Genomic DNA, 21,198 nt, shown 5'->3' with positions numbered 1-21,198 from the left:
TGATTTTAATGACAAGGTACAAAACAAGACAAATAAAAGTAGGTGATGTTTTAATAGGTGGAGATGCTCCTATTTCAGTGCAATCTATGCTTTTTACTAAAACAAGAGATATTGAAGGTTGTTTAGAGCAGCTTAACAGACTTTATTTTGCTGGTGCAAATATAGTGCGTTTAGCCTGTTTGGATATGGCAGATGCAAGAGCTTTAAAAGAAATCAAAGCAAAAAGTCCCTTACCTTTAATAGTGGATATACATTTTAATCATAAGCTAGCAGTCTTTTGTGCTGAATTTATCGATGGGGTGAGAATTAACCCAGGAAATATAGGCTCAAAAGAAAATATCAAAGAAGTGGTGCAAGCTTGTAAACAAAGGAAAATTCCTATTAGAATAGGGGTAAATCATGGCTCTATAGAAAAGCAATTTAGCGATAAATATGGTTATAATATAGAAGCTATGCTTGGGAGCGCTTTATATAATATAAAATTACTAGAAGATTTAGACTTTTTTGATATTAAAATTTCTATGAAAACTTCAGATGTGCAAAATACCATAAAAGCTTATGAAGCTCTAAGACCACTTTGTGATTATCCATTTCATTTAGGAGTTACTGAGGCAGGGACTAAATTTCATAGCACGGTTAAAAGCTCGATTGCCTTAGGAAATTTGCTTTTAAAAGGTATAGGCGATACAATGAGAGTTTCTATGACAGGGGAGCTTGAAGAAGAGATTAAAGTAGCAAGGGCTATTTTGCAAGATAGTGGAGTGCAAAAAAGTGGAGTAAATATCATCTCATGTCCAACTTGTGGAAGAATTCAAAGTGATTTGATCAAAGCGATTAAAATAGTAGAAGAAAAAACTAAGCATATAAAAGAACCATTAAATATAAGTGTTATGGGTTGTGTTGTAAATGCCTTGGGCGAGGCTAAGGGTGCTGATGTGGCGATTGCTTTTGGAAAAAATCAAGGTTTAGTTATAAGACATGGCGAAGTAGTGGCAAAATTAAAAGAAGATGAGCTTGTAGATAGATTTTTACTTGAAGTAGAAGATGAGGTAAAACTTAGAAAAAAAGATTAATTTTTTTCTAAGTAAGTTTTTTGCATATTTTGTAATTTTTTAGAAATTTTTACTTTATAAATACTTGGATTTTGAAGTTTTTTTAGTTTAAAATCCAAACTATCAATACTTTTTTTATGATACTCTTGAATATTTTTCAAACTAGGAAGCTCATAAACTAATTTTCCATCTTTAAAAATAAGCTCATGTAAATTTTTATATGTATAATCTTGATAATTTTTAATACTTTCATCATGTGCATATAAGATATCAAAACTTGCTTTATTTTCTTTATAATACCTTATGAGTTTTTTAAAATGTGGCAAGGTTGTTTTGCTTGAGCTTGCACTGATTTTTATTTTAGGGATGATTTGATTGTTTTTTTCTAATGCAACAAGCTTATAAACAGCTCCAAAAATAGGCGAACTTGCCGAAGTAATAAGCTTTTCTCCAATGCCAAAAGCATCGATTGGGGCTTTGTTTTTTAGTAATTTTTCTATGATAAACTCATCTAAAGTATTACTAGCTATGATTTTGCATTTTGTTAATCCAGCAAGATTTAGTTTTTTTCTAATATATTTAGAGATTTTAAGCAAATTTCCTGAGTCAATACGGATAGAATAATTTTGCATGGAATCTTGTGCATTTAACTTATTAAACACTAAAATAGCATTTTCAATACCTTTTTTATAATCATAAGTATCAATCAAAAGACTTATATTATCTTTATAAATTTGACAATATGCTCTAAAAGCACTTAGCTCATCATCAAACATTTGCACCCAAGCATGAGACATGGTTCCACTAATAGGAATATTAAATTTTTTCCCAGCTAAAGTACAAGCACTTGCATGAAAACCACCGATAAAAGCAGCTCTAGCACCATTTAAAGCTGCACTTTCTCCATGGGCTCTGCGAGAGCCAAATTCTAAAAGCAATTTTTCTTTTGCAATTTGAGTAATTCTGCTAGCTTTAGTGGCAATTAGACATTGATGATTTAGGGTTAAAAGTATGAAAGTTTCTAACAATAAAGCCTCTATTATAGGTGCTTTAATAATCATTAAAGGAGTATTAGCAAAAACGCATTCACCTTCTTTAACGCTTAGTATATCTCCACTAAATTTTAAAGTTGAAAGGTAGTTTAAAAATTCATCATCAAATTTTTTAGTATTTTTCAAAAAATCTATGTCATCTTTAGAGAAAGAAAAATGATTAATATGATTTATGATTTGTTCTAATCCACAAAAAACAGCATAAGAAGCATTATCAGGAGCTTTTCTAAAAAAAACTTCAAAATAAACAATTTGCTTATGCATATTTTGTTTAAAATAAGCATAAGCCATACTTAGTTCGTAAAAATCACATAATAATGAAGAATTCATATAAGGATTTTTACTAAAAAATTAATCCATTTGGCGACGCAAGAAAGCAGGAACATCAAGCTGAGAAATCACTTCTTCATCAAATCCACCGCTAGCTTTACGTAAATTCATATAGCTATTTTTTTTACTTTCTTCTTGTTCTTTAGCACTTTCTATTTCAGCTTTATCTTCAAAACCTGTAGCAATGATAGTAACTTCAACGCGATCACCCATACTCTCATCAGTCGTTGCACCAAAGATTACTTTTGCGTTTTCATCTGCTATATCGCTAATGCTTTGAGTAGCTTGTGAAATTTCTATCAATGAGCATTCAGGACCAATTTTATAATGGATGATTACGCCTTTAACGCCTTTCATAGTCATGCCGTCTAATAATGGAGATTCTATAGCACTTGATAATGCATCCATGATAGCATTTTCACCTTCTCCATGACCCACGCCCATTAGTGCTAAACCTCTGTGGCTCATAACAGTTCTAACATCAGCAAAGTCAACATTAATATCGCCATCTTCTAAAAGGATAGACACCATACCCCTAACAGCTCTAGCTAAAATATCATCAACTAGTTTAAATGCTTCTTTTATACCTGCTTTTTTTGGGAGTATACTAAGAAGTTTTTCGTTTTGGATTACAATGATAGAATCACTTTCTTTTTTTAATTCAGCTAAACCAGCTTCTGCTAATTTTTTTCTTTGTTTTCCTTCAAATGCAAAAGGCATAGTTACAACTGAAACAGTTAGCGCACCTACTTCTTTAGCAGCTTGTGCTACAACAGGAGCTGCACCTGTACCAGTTCCACCACCAAGTCCTGCTGAAATAAATACTATGTCGCTTTGACTTAAAGCAGCTTTTACTTCTTCAAAACTTTCTCTTGCGCTTTCTGCTCCAATTTCTGGTTGCATTCCAGCACCCAAACCTTTGGTTTTTTTCTCACCTAGTTGAATTCTAGTTTTTGCTAAAGATTTAGCTATAGCTTGTGCATCAGTATTAGCTGAAATAAGATCAAGATCATGTAAACCCATATTTACCATATGATCTATCATGTTACCGCCACCGCCACCGCAGCCTATGACTTTTATTTTTGCACCTTTTGCGTGTTGCATTTCTTCCACTAGATATTCGCTCATTGTGTCTCCTATTAGAACTGGTTTATTAATTTATTCCAAAATTTATGCATTAAATTCGTTTTTTTATCTTTCTTTGTTTCTATTTTTGCTAATTCTGTTTTTTCATCTTCAAATTCTTTTTGATCTTGAAAAATTTCTTCAAAATCTTTATTTTCTTCTTCGTTTTCATCTATGGTAAGATTTTGTTTGATTTGTTTATTGATAAATTCAGGCTCTCCTTTGTATCTTAGTTTCTCATTAGAATCTAATTCATAAGGAGTAAAATGCCCACCACCATATAAACAAAGACCTATAGCACAGCTATTTTCTGCATCTTCAAAAATTTCTTTAAAACCATCCATAGTATCTTTTTTTGCAGTCGCTATTCTAACAGCTTTATTATCAAAATAAGCTGAAGCAAGCTTGTCAAGTCCTGCAAATTTTGTCATTCCACCTGTTAATACTATACCTGCTCCTGCTTGATTTGCACAAGCATTATCGCTTAGCATTTTAGCTAAAATAATAATAGTTTCTTCAATTCTTGCATAAATTACATTGGATATGACTTCTACTGAAACTTCATTTTTTCTTTTTTCATCACCCATGTATGGAATTTGTATAATTGAGTTTTCATTTTGCGCTAAAGATGCATAATTTAATTTTAGTTTTTCTGCTTCTTTTGGCGGGGTATGTAAAGCTATGGATAAATCATTGGTGATATTTACTGAGCCAATTTGTAAGCATTCATTATATCGTATAGAATTACCCGCATGAATGACCATATCGCAAACTGCTCCACCCATATCGATTAAAATAGCGCCTAATTCTTTTTCACTATCATCAAAGCAAGCAATAGAAGAAGCATATCCTGAAAGAACGATGTTATCTACTCTAAGATCAGCAAGCTCCACAGCTTTTTTTAGATTTTTAATATGCACTTCTTGTGAGATTACAATATGCGTAGAAACTTCAAGGCGATTTCCACTCATTCCCAAAGGATCTTCTACATGTTCAAGATCATTTACTTTAAAATTATAAGGTAATACATGAATGATTTCATATCCACTAGGTATATTTGCAGTATGCTTTGCTGTGCTTACTGCTCTGTGAATTTCTTTAATACCTATTTCATGATTTGGTATATTAACTACACCTATACTATCTACACTTTTTGCATAAGCACCTGAAATAGATACAATTACTTTATCATAATGCACGCCTGACATCATTTGTGCATCAGCTACTGCTTCTTCTATGGATTTTGAAGCAAGTTCTATATTAGTAATTGCTCCTTTTTTTATACCATTTGATTTTGATTTTCCAAAACCAATGACTTTTAGTCCTTCTTCGCTTTTTTGTGCTAATATGGCGCAAGTTTGTATTGAGCCTAAATCAATTCCTAAAATATTCAATTTGTATTTCCTTTATAATAGCGTTGAATTGGATATAATTCTATAAGTTTTTTTAATAATTCTTCCTTAAGTAAAGCTTGTTTAGTTTGTTTAGCACTTTGCTCTATGATAAATTTGTAAATTTCTTCTTTGTTTTTATTTTCTAAAGTTTGTTTTGTGATCTCATAAACTATTGCTTTATCATCAAATAATACATAAGATTTAGCTTTGTTTGAGTCAAATACATGCATTAAAAACTCGCTAAATTCAGCATCATTCATTATATTACCCACTTTTGCATTTTTGCTTGAGTCACGGCTATAAGTACCTATGTCTATACCTTGGAAATTATCTAGGGCGAGTTTTGCTTTTTCTTCTAATAAGGCTTTAGTTTTTTCTTTAATGTAAAGTTTACTTACTTCGTTTTTAGCTTGCTCAAAAGTCATAGTTTGTATAGGATTTATTTTTATAATTTTTGCAATCATATAGCCGTTTTCAAATTTAAAAGGCTTAATAAAATCATTTTCTTTAGCTTTTTGTATATTTTCTAAAGGATAATAAATATCAGCATCGCTGATTGTGATATTTTTATCAAAACTAAGCTCGTTCTTTCTCAAAGCCACATAGCTTTCATTGGCTTTAAGTTTAAGTTTAGAAAGTTTTAAATCTTTTATAACTTTATCTTTGCTTTGTTCTAGACTTAGAATTTTTCCTGCAAAATCTTTATAATCATTTTTATTTTCTTCATAGTAAGCTTGGATTTCTTTGTCATCAATTTTGATTATATCAGGGTTTAAAAAATAAGTTGCAAGCTCGTAACTTTTTTGCGTCTTATAAAGCTCTTTATTTTTCTCCCAAGTTTGTTTTAACTTTTTTTCATCCATTGTTATGTTTTTATTATCAAGTTTTATGGCTTGAACTTTTAAACTATCTTGCATTAAAAAACTTGCACCAAACATATCAAGTTCATTTGGTTTGATTTGTAAATTTAAAATAGCATTGATTTTTTTAAGTAATAACTCATCGTGAATGATTTTTTCATAAGTTTTTGGTGTATAGTTGTTTCTTGCAAGCAGATTATAGTATAAATTTTTGTCAAAAACACCCGAAGTATTATGAAAGATTTTTTGATGTGCTAAATCATAAGCGATTTCTTCCTCGCTTACATTTAAACCCAAGGTTTTAGCATAAGAAAGTAGTAGTTTTTCTTGTATAAGTTCATTAATAGCTTGGGTGTCTAAACCATCTTTTTGTGCTTGTTCTTGTGTGTAATTGCCATTGTTTAGCTGAGAATAATAGCCAAATAATTGAGAATATTTAAGATTAAACTCATCATAACTTATTTTTTCATCGCCTACTTTTGCAACAGAATTTGACCTGTCAGTGTTAAAATCATAACTCCCCCAACCAACAAAACCTGCTCCAACAAAAGCAATAACGCTAATCCAAATAGTTACAACTAAGTATTTTTTATGATGCTGCATCCAAGTGAGCATTTTTACCCCAATCTGATTAAATAAATTAAACTATAAATTATAAATAATTTGTGATTAATAAAAGATTAATTTTAAATTATTATGATAAATTTGTTTCCGCTAAATGGATAATTTTGCAAGAATTTTCAATTAAATCTATAATTTTACCTAATTCATAACTTGTTCTACCATAGGCAAATATACCATAGCCCTTTACAACAACAAAATTTTGTTTTTGTTCTAACATATAACGATAAATTTCAGTTTGTGATCTATCCTCCCAATCTTCATAATTTTTAGGATTATAAACTCGAATTTCTTCTAGAAAAATTTCACCAAAATAATCTTGAGGTGTTATAAAATCATGATTTAAACTCATAGATAAGGTATAGGTTGGGCAGGCAAAACATATAAATTTAGCTTCAGGTATATTCTCATATATACTTTTATGGATTTCACTATCGCTGCTTGCCTCATCCCAGCTATAATCTTTTGCAAATTTTAAAATACTTAAACTTTTTTCATCTAGTTGATTTAAAAAAGTGTCATTTTTATTTATAATAAAAGAACTTTGAGATAGTTTTGCTGAAACTGATCCGTGGCAAATTCCAAAAAAATTTTTTTTAAACATTGAAGTAGAAAGTATTTTGATTTGAGAAATGATATTTTCTTTATTCATTAAAAACCTTGTTTTAAACTTAACTAAGATATTATACTAAAAAATATTTTAAAGGTTTATTTTGCAAAGTCCACATATTCCTGTTTTACTGCAAGAAGTTTTAGATGCTTTTGATGATTTTGATAGTGGAGATTTTTTAGATTGCACTTTGGGTTATGGAGGGCATTCTAAGGCGTTATTGCAAGCTCATGAGAAACTAAGATTAATTGCTTGTGATAAAGATTTAGAAGCTTTAAATTTTTCTAAAGAATTTTTAAAAAAATTTCAAGATAGGATAAGTTTTAATCATATAGGTTTTAAAGATATTTTAACTCAAATTTCAACGCAAAACTTAAGAGGAATTTTAGCTGATATCGGTGTATCTTCTTTGCAACTTGATAAAAATGATAGGGGTTTTTCGCTAAATTCTGATTTTTTAGATATGAGAATGGATCAAAATAACCCTTTAAGCGCTAAAGAAGTGGTAAATTCTTACAGCAAGGAAGCTTTGGAGCAAATTTTTAAAGACTATGGAGATTTAACTCCGGTTGCTTCAATGCTTGCTCAAAAAATCATCAATGCAAGAAGTCAAAAAAAGATTACAAGCGCAAAAGAATTAAGTCAAATCATAGGAAATGCTAAGCTAAAAGGACGCAATGTGTCTTTAGCTTTACTTGTATTTCAAGCTTTACGCATAGAAGTAAATAATGAGCTTGGCGAATTAAAATCCTTGCTTGAAAACATAGAAAAAGCAAAATTAAAAGATTGTAAATTAGCCATTATTAGTTTTCATTCTTTGGAAGATAGGATAATAAAAAATACTTTTAAAAGATGGGAAAAAGACTGCATTTGCGATGAAAGAGCCATAAAATGCGAATGTGGTAAAGGACATAGTCTTGGTAAAATTTTAAGTAAAAAAGCTATAAGTGCCTCCAAAGAAGAAATAAGCTATAATAGCAGATCAAGTTGTGCAAAAATGAGAATTTTTTATTTTAGGTAAATAATGGTTGAAGATGATTTTTTAAAAGAAAAGCAAAATATACGTGAAAAAATGTTGAAATATTCCAGGGCTATTAAAGAAGGTAGGTCTTATGAAGAATATGAGCAAAATTTTAATGAAAGTGATCGTATACTAAAAAATAGAATACAACGTAAAAAAAGACCTAAATTTACAGATTTTTATGAAGAGTATGAAGAAAAACCTAGGAAGCAATCTGCTATTTATTTAAAAGAAGATTTGATTAATGTTAAATTAGAAGAAAAAAAGCCTTTTAAATTACAACTTAATTTTTTCAAAAAGCAAAAAGAAAAATTCGATAAAAAAAATATTGCAAATTCTAAAACGTTTAAAAGTAACAAATCAACTCAAGAAGTAAGAAAAATAGAAAAAAAACAAGAAAATAAAGATCCTATTCAAATATCTAAAATTCTTACTCAAAGCAATGTTTTTGTCACTTCAAAATTTCAAGATTTAAAAGAAAAAAGAAAAGAAAAAGCTAAACTCAAACAAGAATTAAAAGAGCAAAAAAAAATCGAACAAGAAAAACTAAGAAAAGCTCAAGAGGAATTAAAAGAAAAAGAAAAACTAGCCAAGCAAGAACAAAAAATTTTAGAAGAAAAAGTAAGACTTGAAGAAAACCAAGAGTATAATCAAGAAGATAAATATGAACTTTTAGATAGTATAGTAAGTGAGGAGAATAAAAATTTAAGTCCTAAAAATTTAATATATGCAGGTTTGATGATAGCATTTGCTTTATTGATATTTTTCCCGCAAATTTATATTAGAAATCAAATTTATTATGTAAGTAGAGATATAGCGGATTTAAGATCGCAAGAACTTGTTTTAGATGAGGAAAACAAAGAGCTTCAAAGACAGCTTGAGGCGCTATATTTTCAAAATCAAGTTTTAGACTTTTTAGATTAATCTTGTGTTTGAATGATTTTTTCTAAAACATATTGCTCGAGTTGGTTTTTTGGGATTTCTTCTTTAATGGCTTGGTTATAAATATTTTCTGCTATTTTTGAATATTTTTCATAAGCAAAATATGGAAAATGCAAAGCCCAAGCTTTTTTTAATAATCTTTTACTTATTACTTTTCTAGTGTAAATTTTAAAAATATCATAGCCAATAAAAACACAAGCGGTTACAAAAACAGCGCTTAAAATACTAATATGAAAATCAATAATTGTTAAAAAATAATGACTAATGATAAGCATAGGAACTAAAATAGCTATGCAAAAAAATGCATAAATAAGATAAGAATTAAACACCTTAAATTTAAAATTTAATTTTGCAGGATCTACCATCATGCCTTCATTAAGTAAGGCGTTCGCTTCTAATAAATCTTTTAAATTAACAGGTTGGTTTGAAACTTTAAAAATAAAGTTTAAAATAAATTCTTGTATTTTCATTTTTTACCCAATTAGTATGTGATTTTTGTGATTTTAACATTTTTGTTTTTAATTAAACTAAATTTTAAGTCTTGCAAATGAATTCTTGTGTTAAAATTTATATTATTTTAATATCAAAATGGAAGAAAAATGGCAGATTCTAGATTTATGATGAATGTAAAAGGCATAGCTAAGAGTTTTATACCTAGAAAAATTTATCAAAATCAATTGCAAAATATTTTAAAAGAAATTTTAAAATTAAAAAATATAGATAACATTATTACTCGCTTGAATTATTATAATCTGCAAAATGATTTTTTTGATATAAAAAAATTTGAAAATTATGAAAAAATAGGAAAATTTCCTTTTAAAAAAACTTCTTATGCTTATGATGCTTATGCAATCAGTAAGTATTTTGATGATGATTTTTTATGGGTTAAAGGTTTTGGGGATATTAGTTATAATCTTAAATATCCAAGTATAGCTAAATCAAGACCGGTTGAAAATGGTTTTAATAACATCATTTTAAAATTAGATAAAAACAGACATTTTGATTTTATACAGGATAAAAATCAATTTGAAGATAAAAAAGACTTGCTTTTTTTTAGAGGTGCGATTTATCAGCCTCATCGTATTAAATTTTTTGAAAAGTATTTTGATAATCCTCGTTGCGATATTGCTCATGTTGGTGGTAGAAAAATTCAAGCTGAAAAATGGATTAAAAATTTAAATTTTAAAATCAGTAGAGCTTATCAAACGCAGTTTAAATTTTTACTTTCTTTAGAAGGCAATGACGTAGCAAGCAACTTAAAGTGGGCGATGAGAACAAATTCTTTAGTTTTAGCTCCAAAAATGCGCTATGAAACTTGGTTTATGGAAGGAAAGCTAGTTCCAAATGAGCACTTTGCTTTGATTGATGATGATTATGAAAATGTAGAAGCTTTGCTTGATTATTATTTAACTAATCCGCATAGAGCAAAAGAAATCATTCAAAATGCTCATGCTTGCATAGAGCAATTTTTAGATGAAAAGATAGAATTTTATATAGGAATTTTAGTTTTAGCTAAGTATTTTTATTATTCTAATCAGCTTGATTTGCCAAAAGATATTGTTGATTTATTTGATTAAAAGGAGGACTTATGCAAGAAATGGAAGTGGTGTTTTTAAATGATGAGTTTGTAAAAGCTAGTGAAGCTAAAGTGAGTGTTTTTGATAGAGGTTTTATCTTTGGAGATGGAATTTATGAAGTAGTTCCTGTGGTAAATGCAAAAATAGCTGACAAAGAAGAATTTTGGGAGCGTTTTGAGCGTAGTTTGGCTCAAATTGAACTACAAATTCCTTATACAAAAGAAGAATTTGAAAATATTTTAGAGCAATTAATCATTAAAAACTCTCTCAAAGAAGGTGGGCTTTATATGCAAGTTACTAGAGGGGTTGCTAGTAGAAATTTTGCTCTTTTAAAGGGATTAAAACCTACTATTATGGCTTTTGCTTTTGAATGTAAGGTGATTGAGCATGAGCATGCTAAAAATGGGGTAAGTGTTATTTCAACATCTGATTTAAGGTGGAAAAGAAGGGATATAAAATCAATTTCTTTATTAGCTCAATGTCTTGCAAAAGAAGAAGCTATAAAAACTAAGGTTTTTGAAGCTTTTATGGTAGAAAATGCTTTAGTAACGGAAGCTTCTAGTAGTTCAGCTTTTATTATAAAAGATAAAACTTTAATTACTAAGCCATTTTCTAATGAAATCTTACCAGGAATTCGCCGTAAAAATATCTTGAAATTTGCCAAAGAACTTGATCTTAAAGTAGATCAAAGAGCTTTTAGTATGAAAGAAGTATATGAGGCTGATGAGGTGTTTATTTCTGCGGCTACTTTTTTGATTTTAGGTGTTATAAAAGCAGATAGCAAGGTGATTAATGATGGTAAAGTAGGCTTTTATACCCAAAAACTAAGAGAAAAATATGTAGAAAAAATACAAAAAGAGGTTTTTTAATCAAAACCCGCATTAGTAAATTCTTTAGGATTATCAAGAGCGTAGCGAAACTTTTCCCAGTCTATTTGTTTATCCCAAATAGCTACGATTAAAGCTGCTACGCTATTACCGCATAAATTTCCTACCGCACGAATTTCAGACATAAACTTATCCACACCCAAAAGTATAGAAATAGCAGCTACGGGTAAAACCTCGCCTAAACTTGCTCCTAAGCCATTGTTAGCTTCTGCAATATGCATATTAGATAAAGCTGCAAGTGTGCTTCCTAGTATGATAAAACCTGAACCAGTTACACCAACAGCACCTTTTGATGCTATCATCAGTACGATTAAAATGCTAATTTCATGCGTTAAAGAAAGCTCCACATTAAAAGCTTGTGCAAGGAAAATCAAACTCATAGCCAAATAAATATTAGTACAATCAAGATTAAAACTATATCCAGTTGGCAATACCAAACCCACGGTGGCCTTTGAAATTCCTGCTTTTTCAAGCTTTCTCATAAGTGGAGCTAGTGCTGATTCGCTAGAGCTTGTAGCAAAAACTATCAAAACTTCTCTTGAAATAAAACGCATAAATTTAAAAATATTTACTTTGGCAATAAAACAAATAAGTCCTAAAACTCCAAAGATAAAAAGCAAAGAAGCAAGCAACATAACAACAAGTAAATATCCTAAATTTAACAAAGAGTCAAGTCCATATTTTGCTACTAAAAATGCCATCGCAGAAAAAGCAGCAATAGGAGAAAAATACATAATGATTTCTAGGATTTTAAAAACAAAACTTTGCATTATTTCTAAGGTTTTTTGTATAGCTTTTCTCTCATCAATTCTCATAAGTGAAACAATAAAAGCACAAGCTAGGGCTATAACTAAGATTTGCAAGGTTTTTCCCTCGCTAAAAGCAGCGATGATATCAGTAGGTATAGCGTCTTTTAAAATATGTAAAATTTCATTTTGTGCACTTATTTCTATATTGTTATTGACAAATTGAGCTACACTATCTTTATCTAAGGTATTTGGATCAAGATTCATTCCTTTCCCAGGCCCCATAATATTTGCCATAAAAATACCAATAGCTAAAGCAAAAGTACTCACTACTTCAAAGTATAATAAAGCTTTAGCACCTATACTTCCAACTTGCTTTAGATTTTCAAGGCTAACAACTCCTAAAACAATAGTTAAAAATATAATAGGCCCTATTAAAAATTTTAAAGCTTGTATAAAATAATCCACTCCGATTTTACTAGCTAGTGCAAGTTCTTTATCTAATAAACCAAGGCTAATGCCAGCTATAATTCCTATAATCACCCAAAAACCTAAATTTTTTAACATTTTTTTGAGCTTGCTTGGTTTTTCATGAGTGATTACTAACACAAAAACTCCTTGTAATTTTAAAAACAACACATATTAGCAAAGAAAAACTTATTTTTATGATTAAAATAAATAAAAAATAAACAATATTCTTAAAAATAATAATTTTTTAGCTTATTTTGTATATAAAAGTAGCATTTTGTAGTATTTTTATCTGATTTATTATGAAATAAATAATGATAATGTTTATCTAAATTTAAGAAAGCTAGTACTATACTTGCGACTATGATTTTAAAAATGAATATCATTTCGGAGTAAAATAGTGTTTAAAAAAATAAGCTTATTGATAATTTTTTTATTTTGTACTATTGTTTATGCTAGAGAGATTGATTATCAAAAAGAAGCCCAAGCAATCAAACAAATTTTAAATGAAAGTATGATTTTATACAAAGAAAATAAAAATTTAGAAGCAAAGAAAAAAGCTGAAGATGCATACTTTCAGCATTTTGAAACCATGGAAGGTTCTATTGGACGTAATGTTGGTAGAAAAGCCATTGTTATGGAGCGTAAATTTGTTAATTTAAGAAAGTTATATAAAGATAAAGAAGATTTTTCTAAAATAGAAGCTTTGATTAGTAGTTTGTATTTTGATTTAGATGAAATAGTTCCTATTTTAGAAAAAGGCTTCCAGCTTAAAGCTGAAGCTAGTGATGTAAATTATGATAAAAAAGCAGCTGAAAACTCATCTTTAAAAGCAGAAAAAGAACGCCAAGCACAAGCTGAAGCGATGTTTGCTGCTTTACTTGGAGAGAATGTTAAAGAACAAACTTCACAAAACTCAACTCAAAGTTTGATTGCTCAAGAACAAAGCACTCAAAAAGATGAAGCATTGCTAGCTTTGCAAGAAGCTTCGGCTTTGGATGCAAGGTTGCAATTTTTAATGGATTCTATGATTTCAAAGCTTGATCAAGCCGCATTAGCTTTTGTAAATAAAGACTATCAAAAAGCTAAAGATTTGATTCAATCAGCATTGTTTGAAGACTATAGAAATTCAAAAGTAGAAGTTTTAGTGGCAAGATATACTAAGGCAGGAGTGGATAAAAAAATTCAAACTAAACTTAGAACTATTATAAGAAAAATCAATGCTAATACTTTAGATGAAAAAACTATTAGAGATGAAATTTCAAACATATCAGATTTATTATATGAAGCGTTTTTATCTTTGCCTAAAGAAGAATTAGCTTTGCTTCAAGTTAAAGGCTTTGATGAAAGTGCTATGAGTACTAAAAACTATACTAAAGTATATGATGATATGAAAATTGCTCTTAATGATATTTTGCAAAATTATGAGGGATTTAGTTTAAATAGTATAGATGCTTTACAAAATGTGTATTTGGATATTTTTGAAGCAAGTGGTATGGAAAGTAAAATTGGTGTTATTGATAGTGCTTTAAAATTAAAAATAGAAAGTTATTTTTCAAAAGGCGTTGCACTTATTAAAGCAAGTGCCTCTAAAGAAGAATTAAAGCAAAATTTTGATGAGCTTAGTGCCTTAGTAGAAAGCTCTTTGGATAAAATTCAAGAATCCTCACCTATGTCTTTATTTATATGGGCTTTGGGTATTATCTTAAGAGAGGGTTTGGAAGCTTTAATTATCATTGTAGCTATAGTTTCATACCTAGTTCAAAGTGGCAATAAAAAGCGTTTAAATATAGTATATTCAGCACTTTGGAGTGGGATATTTTTAAGTTTTGTAACAGCATTTTTTATTTCATGGATTTTTAAAGAACAAGCAGGGCAAAGCAGAGAGTTGCTAGAAGGTATTACTATGCTTGCGGCTGTTGCATTATTATTTTATGTGGGTTTTTGGCTTTTATCAAATGCACAAAATAAAAAATGGGCAAATCACATAAAAACTCAAGCAGTTGAAGCTATGTCAAATAATTCAGCAAAAACCTTATGGTTTAGTGTGTTTTTAGCTGTATATAGAGAAGGTGCTGAAACTATTCTTTTTTATCAGGCTTTATTGTTTGATGCAAAAACAAGTACAGATTATAGTTTTATATTTATAGGATTAGCTAGTGGATTAATTATACTTGTCATACTTTATTATTTATTAAAAGCTGGTGCTTTAAAAATACCAGTAAAACAATTTTTCTATATAACTTCATACATTATTTTTTATATGGTCTTTGTCTTTACAGGCAAAGGCATTGGTGAGCTCATAGAAGCTAAGGTTATCACCCCAAACTTACTTCCTTTTGATTTTGAAGGAATTTTATGGCTTGGAATTTATCCTTATTATGAGAGCATCATACCTCAGTTTATGGTTTTAATCTTACTCATTATGGGTATTTTTATAACAAAGCAAATTTCAAATAAAAGGGAAAAAATATGAAAAAAACTTTATTAAGTTTAGGCGCAGCAGCTAGTATTTTAGCTAGTTCAGTTTTTGCAGCAGAGATGCCAATTGGCGATCCTTATGAGTTAAATGGTATGGAAATAGCAGCGGTTTATTTACAGCCAATCGAAATGGAGCCAAGAGGGATTGATCTTGCAGCAAGTTTAGCAGATATTCACCTTGAAGCAGATATCCATGCATTAAAGGGCAATAAAAACGGCTTTCCAGAAGGCTTTTGGATCCCTTATTTAACTATAGCTTATAAGCTAACTAATCTTGACAATGGTAAAGTAAAAACAGGAACTCTTATGCCTATGGTAGCAGATGATGGCCCTCACTATGGTGCGAATTTAAAAATGGATACAGGTATTGGAAATTACGAGTTAGTATTTTTAATAGAAAGTCCAGAAAAACAAGGTTTTGGACGCCATGTTGATAAAGAAACAGGTGTTGGTAAGTGGTTTGAGCCATTTTCAGTTAAATATAACTTCAAATACACAGGAAAGCCTAAGTGATTTTTCCCTAGCTTTTGCTAGGGTTTATTTATGAAATTATTGATTTTATAAATAAATTCTATCAAAGAAGAGCCTATGTCGATTTATTTTGTACATTTTTTTGGAGTATTTTTTTCTTATGCGCTTTTGAGTGCTTTATTTTTTTATAATCTAAAAAATTCTTTAGTGTTTAAACTTGCTTTTGTAGGTTTTGTTTTTTCTTATTTTGCTTTTTTTATTAGCGCTAAAACACTAAGTTATGATTTGTTATATTTTTCTAATGATATTTTATTTGTTTTATTGTTTTTGGGTGTTATCATTTTTTCTTTTGTGAAAAATAATTTTTTAAAAGAAAAAATTCAAGCAATATTGCTTTTTTTATTATCTTTTGCTTTTGGTATAAAATACTTACATATTTCTATTGATTTTCCTATATTAAGCACTAATTTTTTAGATTCTTTAGCGATTAGCTCTTTTGGGCTTATTTTACTTGCTTTTATTATGTGTTTTGGGGTTTATCTTTTTACAAGATGGTTAAGGAAATTTAAATTTAAGTTTTTAAATTTATTTTTATTTATTATCGTGATTTTTTATCTAAATGAAGCTTTAGCGCAAATTTTATTGCACCTTATGAGAGAAGGCGTGGTAGAAACAGAAAGTTTATATTTAAGCTATGTGGCAAAAAGTGTATATTATGCTAAATTTTATACTTATGTATGGTTTTTATTGCTAGGAATTTGTATAGTTTTAGCTCTAAAGCAAAGAGTAAGTGAAAACAGCAAGAAAAAAGATTTTGATATAGAATTTAGAAAAAATCAAGCAAAAAATTCAACTATAACTAATTTTAGTGCAAGTATTTTTAGTGCTATGGTTTTAAGTCTTTGTATTTTTCTCTTTTATGACTTGCATGCTTCAAGACCGGTAACCATAGACGAGCCAACTTATGTAGAGCCAAATGAAAATGATGAATTTGTCTTTGATGTAGCGATTTTAAGAGATAATAACTTACATCGCTTTGCTTATATTAGCGATGAGGGTAAAGTGGTAAGATTTTTTTTAATTAACAAAAGAGAAGATAAAGACTCGCCAGTAGCTGTTTTTGATGCTTGTAGTATATGTGGGGATATGGGGTATGTTAAAAAAGGTGGAGAATTAATTTGTATCTCATGTAACGTTAGAATTTTCTTACCAAGTGTAGGTAAAGCAGGTGGGTGTAATCCTATCCCTATGAAGTATAAATTTGAAAATGGTAAGGTTATTATACCTTTTTCAGAAATTTTAGATGGGGTGAATTTTTTCACTCAAGTAGTAGAAAAGAAAGTTTATGATCCTATTGATAATACTGAGCTTATTAATTTAAAAGCGCCAAGATCTTACGTTTATAAAGGTAGAACATATTTTTTTGCGAATGAAAAAAACTATGAAGAGTTTAAAAACGATCCTTTAAAATACATCGATATGAATAAGACTTCAAAATATAGAATTCATAATTTATTAGGAAATGACTATGCAAGTTAAGATTGTAAAAAATTCCATTTTTCAAAATAAAATTCAAAAATCCCTAGCTTTGTTAACGATTTTTTTAGCTACTTTGCTTATGGCTACTATGTTAAATCTTACTTTGGGTATAGGTAATGAAATCACAAAAGAATTAAGAAGTTATGGGTCAAACATTTTAGTTTTACCTAAAGGTGCAAGTTTAAGTGTAGAAGTGGGTAATAAAATCTATGAGCCTTTGAAAAATCAAAATTTTTTAGAAGAAAACAAGCTTCATACTATAAAAGAAATTTTTTGGAGAAATAATATCAATGCCTTTGCACCATTTTTAGATACCCAAGTAAAAATTCAAACTCCAAATGCAAATCATGAAAATATCTCTTTAGTGGGAACTTATTTTGATAAGGCTATAAAGGTTCAAGATGATGATGATTTTTATGCAGGTATTAAAGAATTGTACAAATATAGTCAAATTAAAGGAAATTATCCAAAAGATGATAGTTTAGATGAAATAATGCTAGGAAAAGACTTAGCACAAAAATATGATTTAAAAATAGATGATGAAATCATCCTTGTGCAAAATGATCAAATTTTTAAAACAAAAGTTGTTGGTATTATAGACTTAACTCAAGCCTTTTCAAATAAAATCATTACTTCTTTACTTTTAGCACAAAAACTTTCTAAAAAAGAAGGTTTATTTGCTAAAGCAGAAGTTTCGGCTTTGACTATACCTGAAAATGATTTAGCACAAAAAGCAAGACGCGATGTAGATAGTCTTGATCAGCTTGAGTATGATCAGTGGTATTGTACTGCTTATGTAAGTTCTATTGCTTATCAAATTGCAGAAGATTTTAAAGGCGCTAGCACAAAAGTAGTGAGTGCGATTTCAGATGCAGAAAGTTTGATAGTATCTAAAATTCAATCTTTAATGGCAGTGGTTAGTATTATATGTTTAATTGTAGCTTCCATAGCTATATCATCTTTAATGAGTGCAGATATTTTTAGAAGAAAAAGTGAAATAGGGCTTTTAAAAGCTTTAGGCGCTAGCACTTTGCAAATTTATATGATTTTTGCGTTAGAAGGGGTTGTAGTAGCTTTAGTTGGAGCAGTTTTTGGTTTTGCTTTTGGCGTGGGAGTTTCAGAAGTTATTGCTCTTAGTATATTTGATCATGCTATTGCTATATCTTGGATTATTTTACCAATTTGTTTATTTTTTGCAGTGCTTATAGTGTTTTTAGGATGTTTGTTTTCTATCAAAGGAATTTCTAAACTTTCTACTTCAGAGGTTTTATATGGGAAATAATTTTTTTATGCAAGAGGTTTTTAAATCTCTTATTTTTTCTTATAAAAGAGTTTGTATTATTTTTATAGCTGTGTTTATGGGTGCTATGGTTAGTGCTTCATTTTTTAATATTTATTTTGATATTGACACAAAATTGTCCAAAGAATTAAAAGCTTATGGGGCTAATTTTATCATCACACCAAAAGATGATGAGTTTTTAAGTATGGATGAATTTAATCAAGCCAAAGAAAGCTTGAAAGCAAAAGATTTAACCCCATTTTTATATGGTTTTTATAATCTTGAAAGCTCAAGTGCGGTAGTTGTTGGGGTTGATTTTGCAAATTTAAAGCTTACCAAGCCTTTTATGGAGGTTTTAAAAGGAAGCTTTTCTTTGAGTGATTTTAGTGAAGATAGTGCCTTTGTAGGGGCTGATTTAGCTAAACAACTTGAACTTAAAATAGGACAAGAATTGCAAATTTATAATCCAAATATATCCAAAATAGTCAAAGTAAAAATCAAAGCTATTTTAAGAAGCAACGATGAGCAAGATGGGGTTTTAATCATCTCTTTAAAAAAAGCTCAAGAGTTAGCAGCTAAAGAAGTGATAAATTATGCTCAAGCTATTTTGCTAGGTGATTATGAAAGTTTAGATCAAAAAGCAAAAGAGCTTAGCAAGGGCAATGTAGAAGCTAAAGTCATAGCTTCAGTGTCCATTAGCGAAGGTGTGATTTTAGAAAAGATCAAAGCTTTAATGGCTTTGATTAGTTTAACTATTTTACTCATTAGTTCTTTGAGTGTAAATACCACTCTTAGTGCGGTGATTTTTTCAAGAAAAAAAGAAATAGCCTTGCACCTTGCACTAGGAGCTAAGCATAAAGAAATCATCAAGCTCTTTGGAGCTGAAGTATTTATTTTAAGTTTAAGTGCGAGTTTGCTTGGTGCTTTTTGTGGATATTTTTTGGCAAATATTTTTGGGTATTTGATTTTTAATGCAAGTATAGATTTTAGGTTGCTTTCGGTATTTTTTGCGGTGCTTGTTTCTTTGGTATTTGCATTTTTTGCAAGTATTTTGCCGCTAAAAAAAGCTTTAAAAATCAATGTTTGTGAAAATTTAAAGGGTGAGTGATGAAAAATATTATAAAAATTTCAAATTTAAATCGTAATTTTAATGAAGTTAAAGCTTTGCAAAATATCAACCTAGAAGTAAAGCAAGGTGAATGGCTAGCTATCATGGGTCCATCAGGTTCAGGTAAATCAACGCTTTTAAATATACTTTCTTTGATGGATACTCAAAGTAGCGGGGAGTATTTTTTAGATGATAAAGAAGTTGGAAATTTAAGTGAAGAAGAAAAAAGCGTGATTAGAAGAGAAAAAATAGGCTTAATTTTTCAACAATTTCATTTAATACCTTATTTAAATGCTTTAGAAAATGTTATGCTAGCGCAGTTTTATCACTCAAGTATAGAGCAAAAAGACGCTATAATGGCGCTAGAAAAAGTAGGGCTTTCACACAGACTTACGCATTTACCAAGCCAACTAAGTGGCGGGGAACAACAAAGACTATGCATAGCAAGAGCTTTAGTAAATGAACCTGAAATTTTATTAGCAGATGAGCCAACTGGAAATTTAGATGAGGCAAATGAAAAAAATATTCTAGAGCTTTTTTGTAAATTAAAACAAGATGGTAAAACCATAGTTTTAATCACTCACAATCCAGACTTAGCAACCTTTGCTGATAGAACGATCATTTTAAGCCATGGAGTGATGAAAAGTGAAAATTAAAAGTATAATTTTAGCTTGTTTATGTTTAGTTTTTTTAAGTGCTTGTTTTGAAAACAACAATAAAAATGGCGGTAAAATAGGCCTAAAAGCACCAGAAATCGCAGCTAAAAATTTAGAAGGTGAGAAAATCAAACTAGCTGATTTTGATAATCTTATCGTTTTAACTTTTGTGGAGCAAGGTTGTGCATCTTGTTTAAAAGACTTACCACTTTTGGAAAAACTAGCTAACGAATACCCTAAAAAAATGACTATTTTAGCGCTTGATTCTATAGATAAGGGTAAGGATTTTGAAGAATTTGCTACAAAATATGATTATAAAAATATCACATTTTTGCAAGATGATTTAGATATCTCATGGCAAAGATTTAGCGTTTTTGCAGTGCCAACTACTTTTGTCATTAAAGATGGAGTTGTGCAAGATAAAATTATAGGAGAAAAACCATGGTCGCAACTAAAAGCTTCTATTGCTTCTTGGCTTTAATAAGCATTTTTTTCTTTAGTGCATGCTCAAATAATGAATTTCAAACCTTAAATTCAAATCAAAACTATACTTTTAAATATGATGGTTTTGAAAAAACCTTAAAAACACAAAATACAAATCAAGCTTACGCTTTATTTTTTTTCACGCAAGATTGTGGTGCATGTAATGCGCAAATTCCTATGCTAAATGAGCTTTATAAAGAAAGAAACTTTCCTATTTTAGCGGTGCTAAATGGAGCTAATTCAAAAGAAGAAGCTCAAAAAATTCTTTTGGAAAAAAAGCTAGATTTGCCACTTTTATATGAAGCCAAAGCAAGCTCATTTTTATCTAAAGCTGTGGGTGGAATTTATGGTGTGCCTGTGATAGTTTTTTATGATGAAAAAGGCAAAATAAATGAAAAATTCATCGGACTTACCCCAAAAAGTATTTTAGAAAATAAGATTAAATTTTTACAATAATTTTTTTATTGAAAGCATTAATATTGTTATGTTTAAAGTA

The 21,198-nt window shown here is 29.4% G+C and carries 20 protein-coding genes; 13 read left to right on the top strand and 7 right to left on the bottom strand.

The window, feature by feature from the left end; all coding sequences use genetic code 11:
• The first annotated feature begins 8 nt into the window (after positions 1-8).
• Positions 9-1,073, top strand: coding sequence for a flavodoxin-dependent (E)-4-hydroxy-3-methylbut-2-enyl-diphosphate synthase (gene ispG / locus CAMP5121_RS06105; RefSeq protein WP_412175499.1), 1,065 nt, complete (start codon positions 9-11; stop codon positions 1,071-1,073).
• Here the strand turns inward: ispG and CAMP5121_RS06100 are convergent.
• From CAMP5121_RS06100 to CAMP5121_RS06080, 5 genes are all read right to left on the bottom strand, one after another.
• Positions 1,070-2,434 carry a nicotinate phosphoribosyltransferase gene (locus CAMP5121_RS06100; protein ID WP_337215085.1) on the bottom strand — a complete coding sequence of 455 codons (1,365 nt, stop codon included), beginning with the start codon at positions 2,432-2,434 and terminating at the stop codon, positions 1,070-1,072. The genes ispG and CAMP5121_RS06100 overlap by 4 nt on opposite strands.
• A 21-nt stretch (positions 2,435-2,455) precedes the next feature.
• The gene (ftsZ, locus tag CAMP5121_RS06095; protein WP_039626779.1) at positions 2,456-3,562 is read right to left on the bottom strand and encodes a cell division protein FtsZ; all 1,107 of its coding nucleotides are present in this window, start codon (positions 3,560-3,562) and stop codon (positions 2,456-2,458) included.
• Between the two features lie 11 nt (positions 3,563-3,573).
• Positions 3,574-4,953, bottom strand: a complete 1,380-nt coding sequence (gene ftsA / locus CAMP5121_RS06090) for a cell division protein FtsA (protein ID WP_263663486.1) — start codon at positions 4,951-4,953, stop codon at positions 3,574-3,576.
• Positions 4,950-6,428 (bottom strand): peptidylprolyl isomerase, encoded by a 1,479-nt coding sequence (locus CAMP5121_RS06085; protein ID WP_337215084.1) that lies wholly within the window; start codon positions 6,426-6,428, stop codon positions 4,950-4,952. The genes ftsA and CAMP5121_RS06085 overlap by 4 nt, the downstream gene beginning before the upstream one ends.
• Positions 6,429-6,507: 79 nt before the next feature.
• Entirely contained in the window at positions 6,508-7,086 is a 579-nt protein-coding gene (locus tag CAMP5121_RS06080) for a class II aldolase and adducin N-terminal domain-containing protein (protein WP_257397147.1), read from the bottom strand.
• Positions 7,087-7,147: 61 nt separating this feature from the next.
• Between CAMP5121_RS06080 and rsmH the strand changes: the two genes are divergently transcribed.
• Positions 7,148-8,065, top strand: a complete 918-nt coding sequence (gene rsmH / locus CAMP5121_RS06075) for a 16S rRNA (cytosine(1402)-N(4))-methyltransferase RsmH (protein ID WP_337215083.1) — start codon at positions 7,148-7,150, stop codon at positions 8,063-8,065.
• A 3-nt stretch (positions 8,066-8,068) separates the two neighbouring features.
• Positions 8,069-8,989, top strand: a complete 921-nt coding sequence (locus CAMP5121_RS06070; RefSeq protein WP_337215082.1) for a hypothetical protein — start codon at positions 8,069-8,071, stop codon at positions 8,987-8,989.
• Here CAMP5121_RS06070 and CAMP5121_RS06065 read toward each other — a convergent pair.
• The gene (locus tag CAMP5121_RS06065; protein WP_220517091.1) at positions 8,986-9,477 is read right to left on the bottom strand and encodes a hypothetical protein; all 492 of its coding nucleotides are present in this window, start codon (positions 9,475-9,477) and stop codon (positions 8,986-8,988) included. The genes CAMP5121_RS06070 and CAMP5121_RS06065 overlap by 4 nt on opposite strands.
• A 129-nt stretch (positions 9,478-9,606) precedes the next feature.
• Here CAMP5121_RS06065 and CAMP5121_RS06060 point away from each other — a divergent pair, with 129 nt between their 5' ends.
• Both CAMP5121_RS06060 and CAMP5121_RS06055 read left to right on the top strand, forming a co-directional pair.
• Positions 9,607-10,584, top strand: coding sequence for a glycosyl transferase family 90 (locus CAMP5121_RS06060; protein WP_337215081.1), 978 nt, complete (start codon positions 9,607-9,609; stop codon positions 10,582-10,584).
• An 11-nt stretch (positions 10,585-10,595) separates the two neighbouring features.
• A complete protein-coding gene (locus CAMP5121_RS06055) occupies positions 10,596-11,453 on the top strand; it encodes an aminotransferase class IV (RefSeq protein WP_337215080.1) in 858 nt (285 codons plus the stop codon).
• Here the strand turns inward: CAMP5121_RS06055 and CAMP5121_RS06050 are convergent.
• Complete coding sequence (locus CAMP5121_RS06050) at positions 11,450-12,784, bottom strand: cation:dicarboxylate symporter family transporter (RefSeq protein ID WP_337215099.1); 1,335 nt, start codon at positions 12,782-12,784, stop codon at positions 11,450-11,452. The two genes, CAMP5121_RS06055 and CAMP5121_RS06050, sit on opposite strands and share 4 nt — an antisense overlap.
• Before the next feature lie 301 nt (positions 12,785-13,085).
• On the opposite strand from CAMP5121_RS06050, the gene CAMP5121_RS06045 reads away from it, so the two are divergent.
• The 8 genes from CAMP5121_RS06045 (at position 13,086) to CAMP5121_RS06010 (ending at position 21,158) form a co-directional block, all read left to right on the top strand.
• Positions 13,086-15,161, top strand: a complete 2,076-nt coding sequence (locus CAMP5121_RS06045; RefSeq protein WP_442863289.1) for an FTR1 family iron permease — start codon at positions 13,086-13,088, stop codon at positions 15,159-15,161.
• Entirely contained in the window at positions 15,158-15,679 is a 522-nt protein-coding gene (locus tag CAMP5121_RS06040; RefSeq protein ID WP_337215079.1) for an iron transporter, read from the top strand. Before CAMP5121_RS06045 ends, CAMP5121_RS06040 begins: the two co-directional genes overlap by 4 nt.
• A 75-nt stretch (positions 15,680-15,754) precedes the next feature.
• Positions 15,755-17,176 carry a Fe-S-containing protein gene (locus CAMP5121_RS06035; protein WP_337215078.1) on the top strand — a complete coding sequence of 474 codons (1,422 nt, stop codon included), beginning with the start codon at positions 15,755-15,757 and terminating at the stop codon, positions 17,174-17,176.
• The gene (locus tag CAMP5121_RS06030) at positions 17,166-18,458 is read left to right on the top strand and encodes an ABC transporter permease (RefSeq protein ID WP_337215077.1); all 1,293 of its coding nucleotides are present in this window, start codon (positions 17,166-17,168) and stop codon (positions 18,456-18,458) included. Before CAMP5121_RS06035 ends, CAMP5121_RS06030 begins: the two co-directional genes overlap by 11 nt.
• On the top strand, positions 18,448-19,563 hold the full coding sequence (locus tag CAMP5121_RS06025) for an ABC transporter permease (RefSeq protein ID WP_337215076.1): 1,116 nt from the start codon (positions 18,448-18,450) through the stop codon (positions 19,561-19,563). Before CAMP5121_RS06030 ends, CAMP5121_RS06025 begins: the two co-directional genes overlap by 11 nt.
• Positions 19,563-20,219 (top strand): ABC transporter ATP-binding protein, encoded by a 657-nt coding sequence (locus tag CAMP5121_RS06020; RefSeq protein WP_337215075.1) that lies wholly within the window; start codon positions 19,563-19,565, stop codon positions 20,217-20,219. Before CAMP5121_RS06025 ends, CAMP5121_RS06020 begins: the two co-directional genes overlap by 1 nt.
• The gene (locus CAMP5121_RS06015; RefSeq protein ID WP_337215074.1) at positions 20,209-20,700 is read left to right on the top strand and encodes a TlpA family protein disulfide reductase; all 492 of its coding nucleotides are present in this window, start codon (positions 20,209-20,211) and stop codon (positions 20,698-20,700) included. Before CAMP5121_RS06020 ends, CAMP5121_RS06015 begins: the two co-directional genes overlap by 11 nt.
• A complete protein-coding gene (locus tag CAMP5121_RS06010; RefSeq protein WP_337215073.1) occupies positions 20,661-21,158 on the top strand; it encodes a TlpA family protein disulfide reductase in 498 nt (165 codons plus the stop codon). Before CAMP5121_RS06015 ends, CAMP5121_RS06010 begins: the two co-directional genes overlap by 40 nt.
• Positions 21,159-21,198: the final 40 nt, after the last annotated feature.

The organism is Campylobacter sp. 2352 PW (assembly GCF_024723575.1).
GTDB lineage: Bacteria > Campylobacterota > Campylobacteria > Campylobacterales > Campylobacteraceae > Campylobacter_D.
The sequence above is the reverse complement of the archived record's forward strand: the minus strand, read 5'-3'. Positions and strand labels throughout refer to the sequence as shown.

Coding starts and splice junctions, on each gene's coding strand:
- CAMP5121_RS06060 (WP_337215081.1), top strand. CDS start 9,607: ATGGCAGATTCTAGATTTATGATGAATGTAAAAGGCATAGCTAAGAGT.
- CAMP5121_RS06020 (WP_337215075.1), top strand. CDS start 19,563: ATGAAAAATATTATAAAAATTTCAAATTTAAATCGTAATTTTAATGAA.
- ispG (WP_412175499.1), top strand. CDS start 9: ATGACAAGGTACAAAACAAGACAAATAAAAGTAGGTGATGTTTTAATA.
- CAMP5121_RS06070 (WP_337215082.1), top strand. CDS start 8,069: ATGGTTGAAGATGATTTTTTAAAAGAAAAGCAAAATATACGTGAAAAA.
- CAMP5121_RS06040 (WP_337215079.1), top strand. CDS start 15,158: ATGAAAAAAACTTTATTAAGTTTAGGCGCAGCAGCTAGTATTTTAGCT.
- CAMP5121_RS06085 (WP_337215084.1), bottom strand. CDS start 6,428: ATGCTCACTTGGATGCAGCATCATAAAAAATACTTAGTTGTAACTATT.
- CAMP5121_RS06100 (WP_337215085.1), bottom strand. CDS start 2,434: ATGAATTCTTCATTATTATGTGATTTTTACGAACTAAGTATGGCTTAT.
- CAMP5121_RS06035 (WP_337215078.1), top strand. CDS start 15,755: ATGTCGATTTATTTTGTACATTTTTTTGGAGTATTTTTTTCTTATGCG.
- CAMP5121_RS06080 (WP_257397147.1), bottom strand. CDS start 7,086: ATGAATAAAGAAAATATCATTTCTCAAATCAAAATACTTTCTACTTCA.
- CAMP5121_RS06055 (WP_337215080.1), top strand. CDS start 10,596: ATGCAAGAAATGGAAGTGGTGTTTTTAAATGATGAGTTTGTAAAAGCT.
- CAMP5121_RS06065 (WP_220517091.1), bottom strand. CDS start 9,477: ATGAAAATACAAGAATTTATTTTAAACTTTATTTTTAAAGTTTCAAAC.
- CAMP5121_RS06010 (WP_337215073.1), top strand. CDS start 20,661: ATGGTCGCAACTAAAAGCTTCTATTGCTTCTTGGCTTTAATAAGCATT.
- CAMP5121_RS06025 (WP_337215076.1), top strand. CDS start 18,448: ATGGGAAATAATTTTTTTATGCAAGAGGTTTTTAAATCTCTTATTTTT.
- CAMP5121_RS06050 (WP_337215099.1), bottom strand. CDS start 12,784: ATGTTAAAAAATTTAGGTTTTTGGGTGATTATAGGAATTATAGCTGGC.
- CAMP5121_RS06030 (WP_337215077.1), top strand. CDS start 17,166: ATGCAAGTTAAGATTGTAAAAAATTCCATTTTTCAAAATAAAATTCAA.
- ftsZ (WP_039626779.1), bottom strand. CDS start 3,562: ATGAGCGAATATCTAGTGGAAGAAATGCAACACGCAAAAGGTGCAAAA.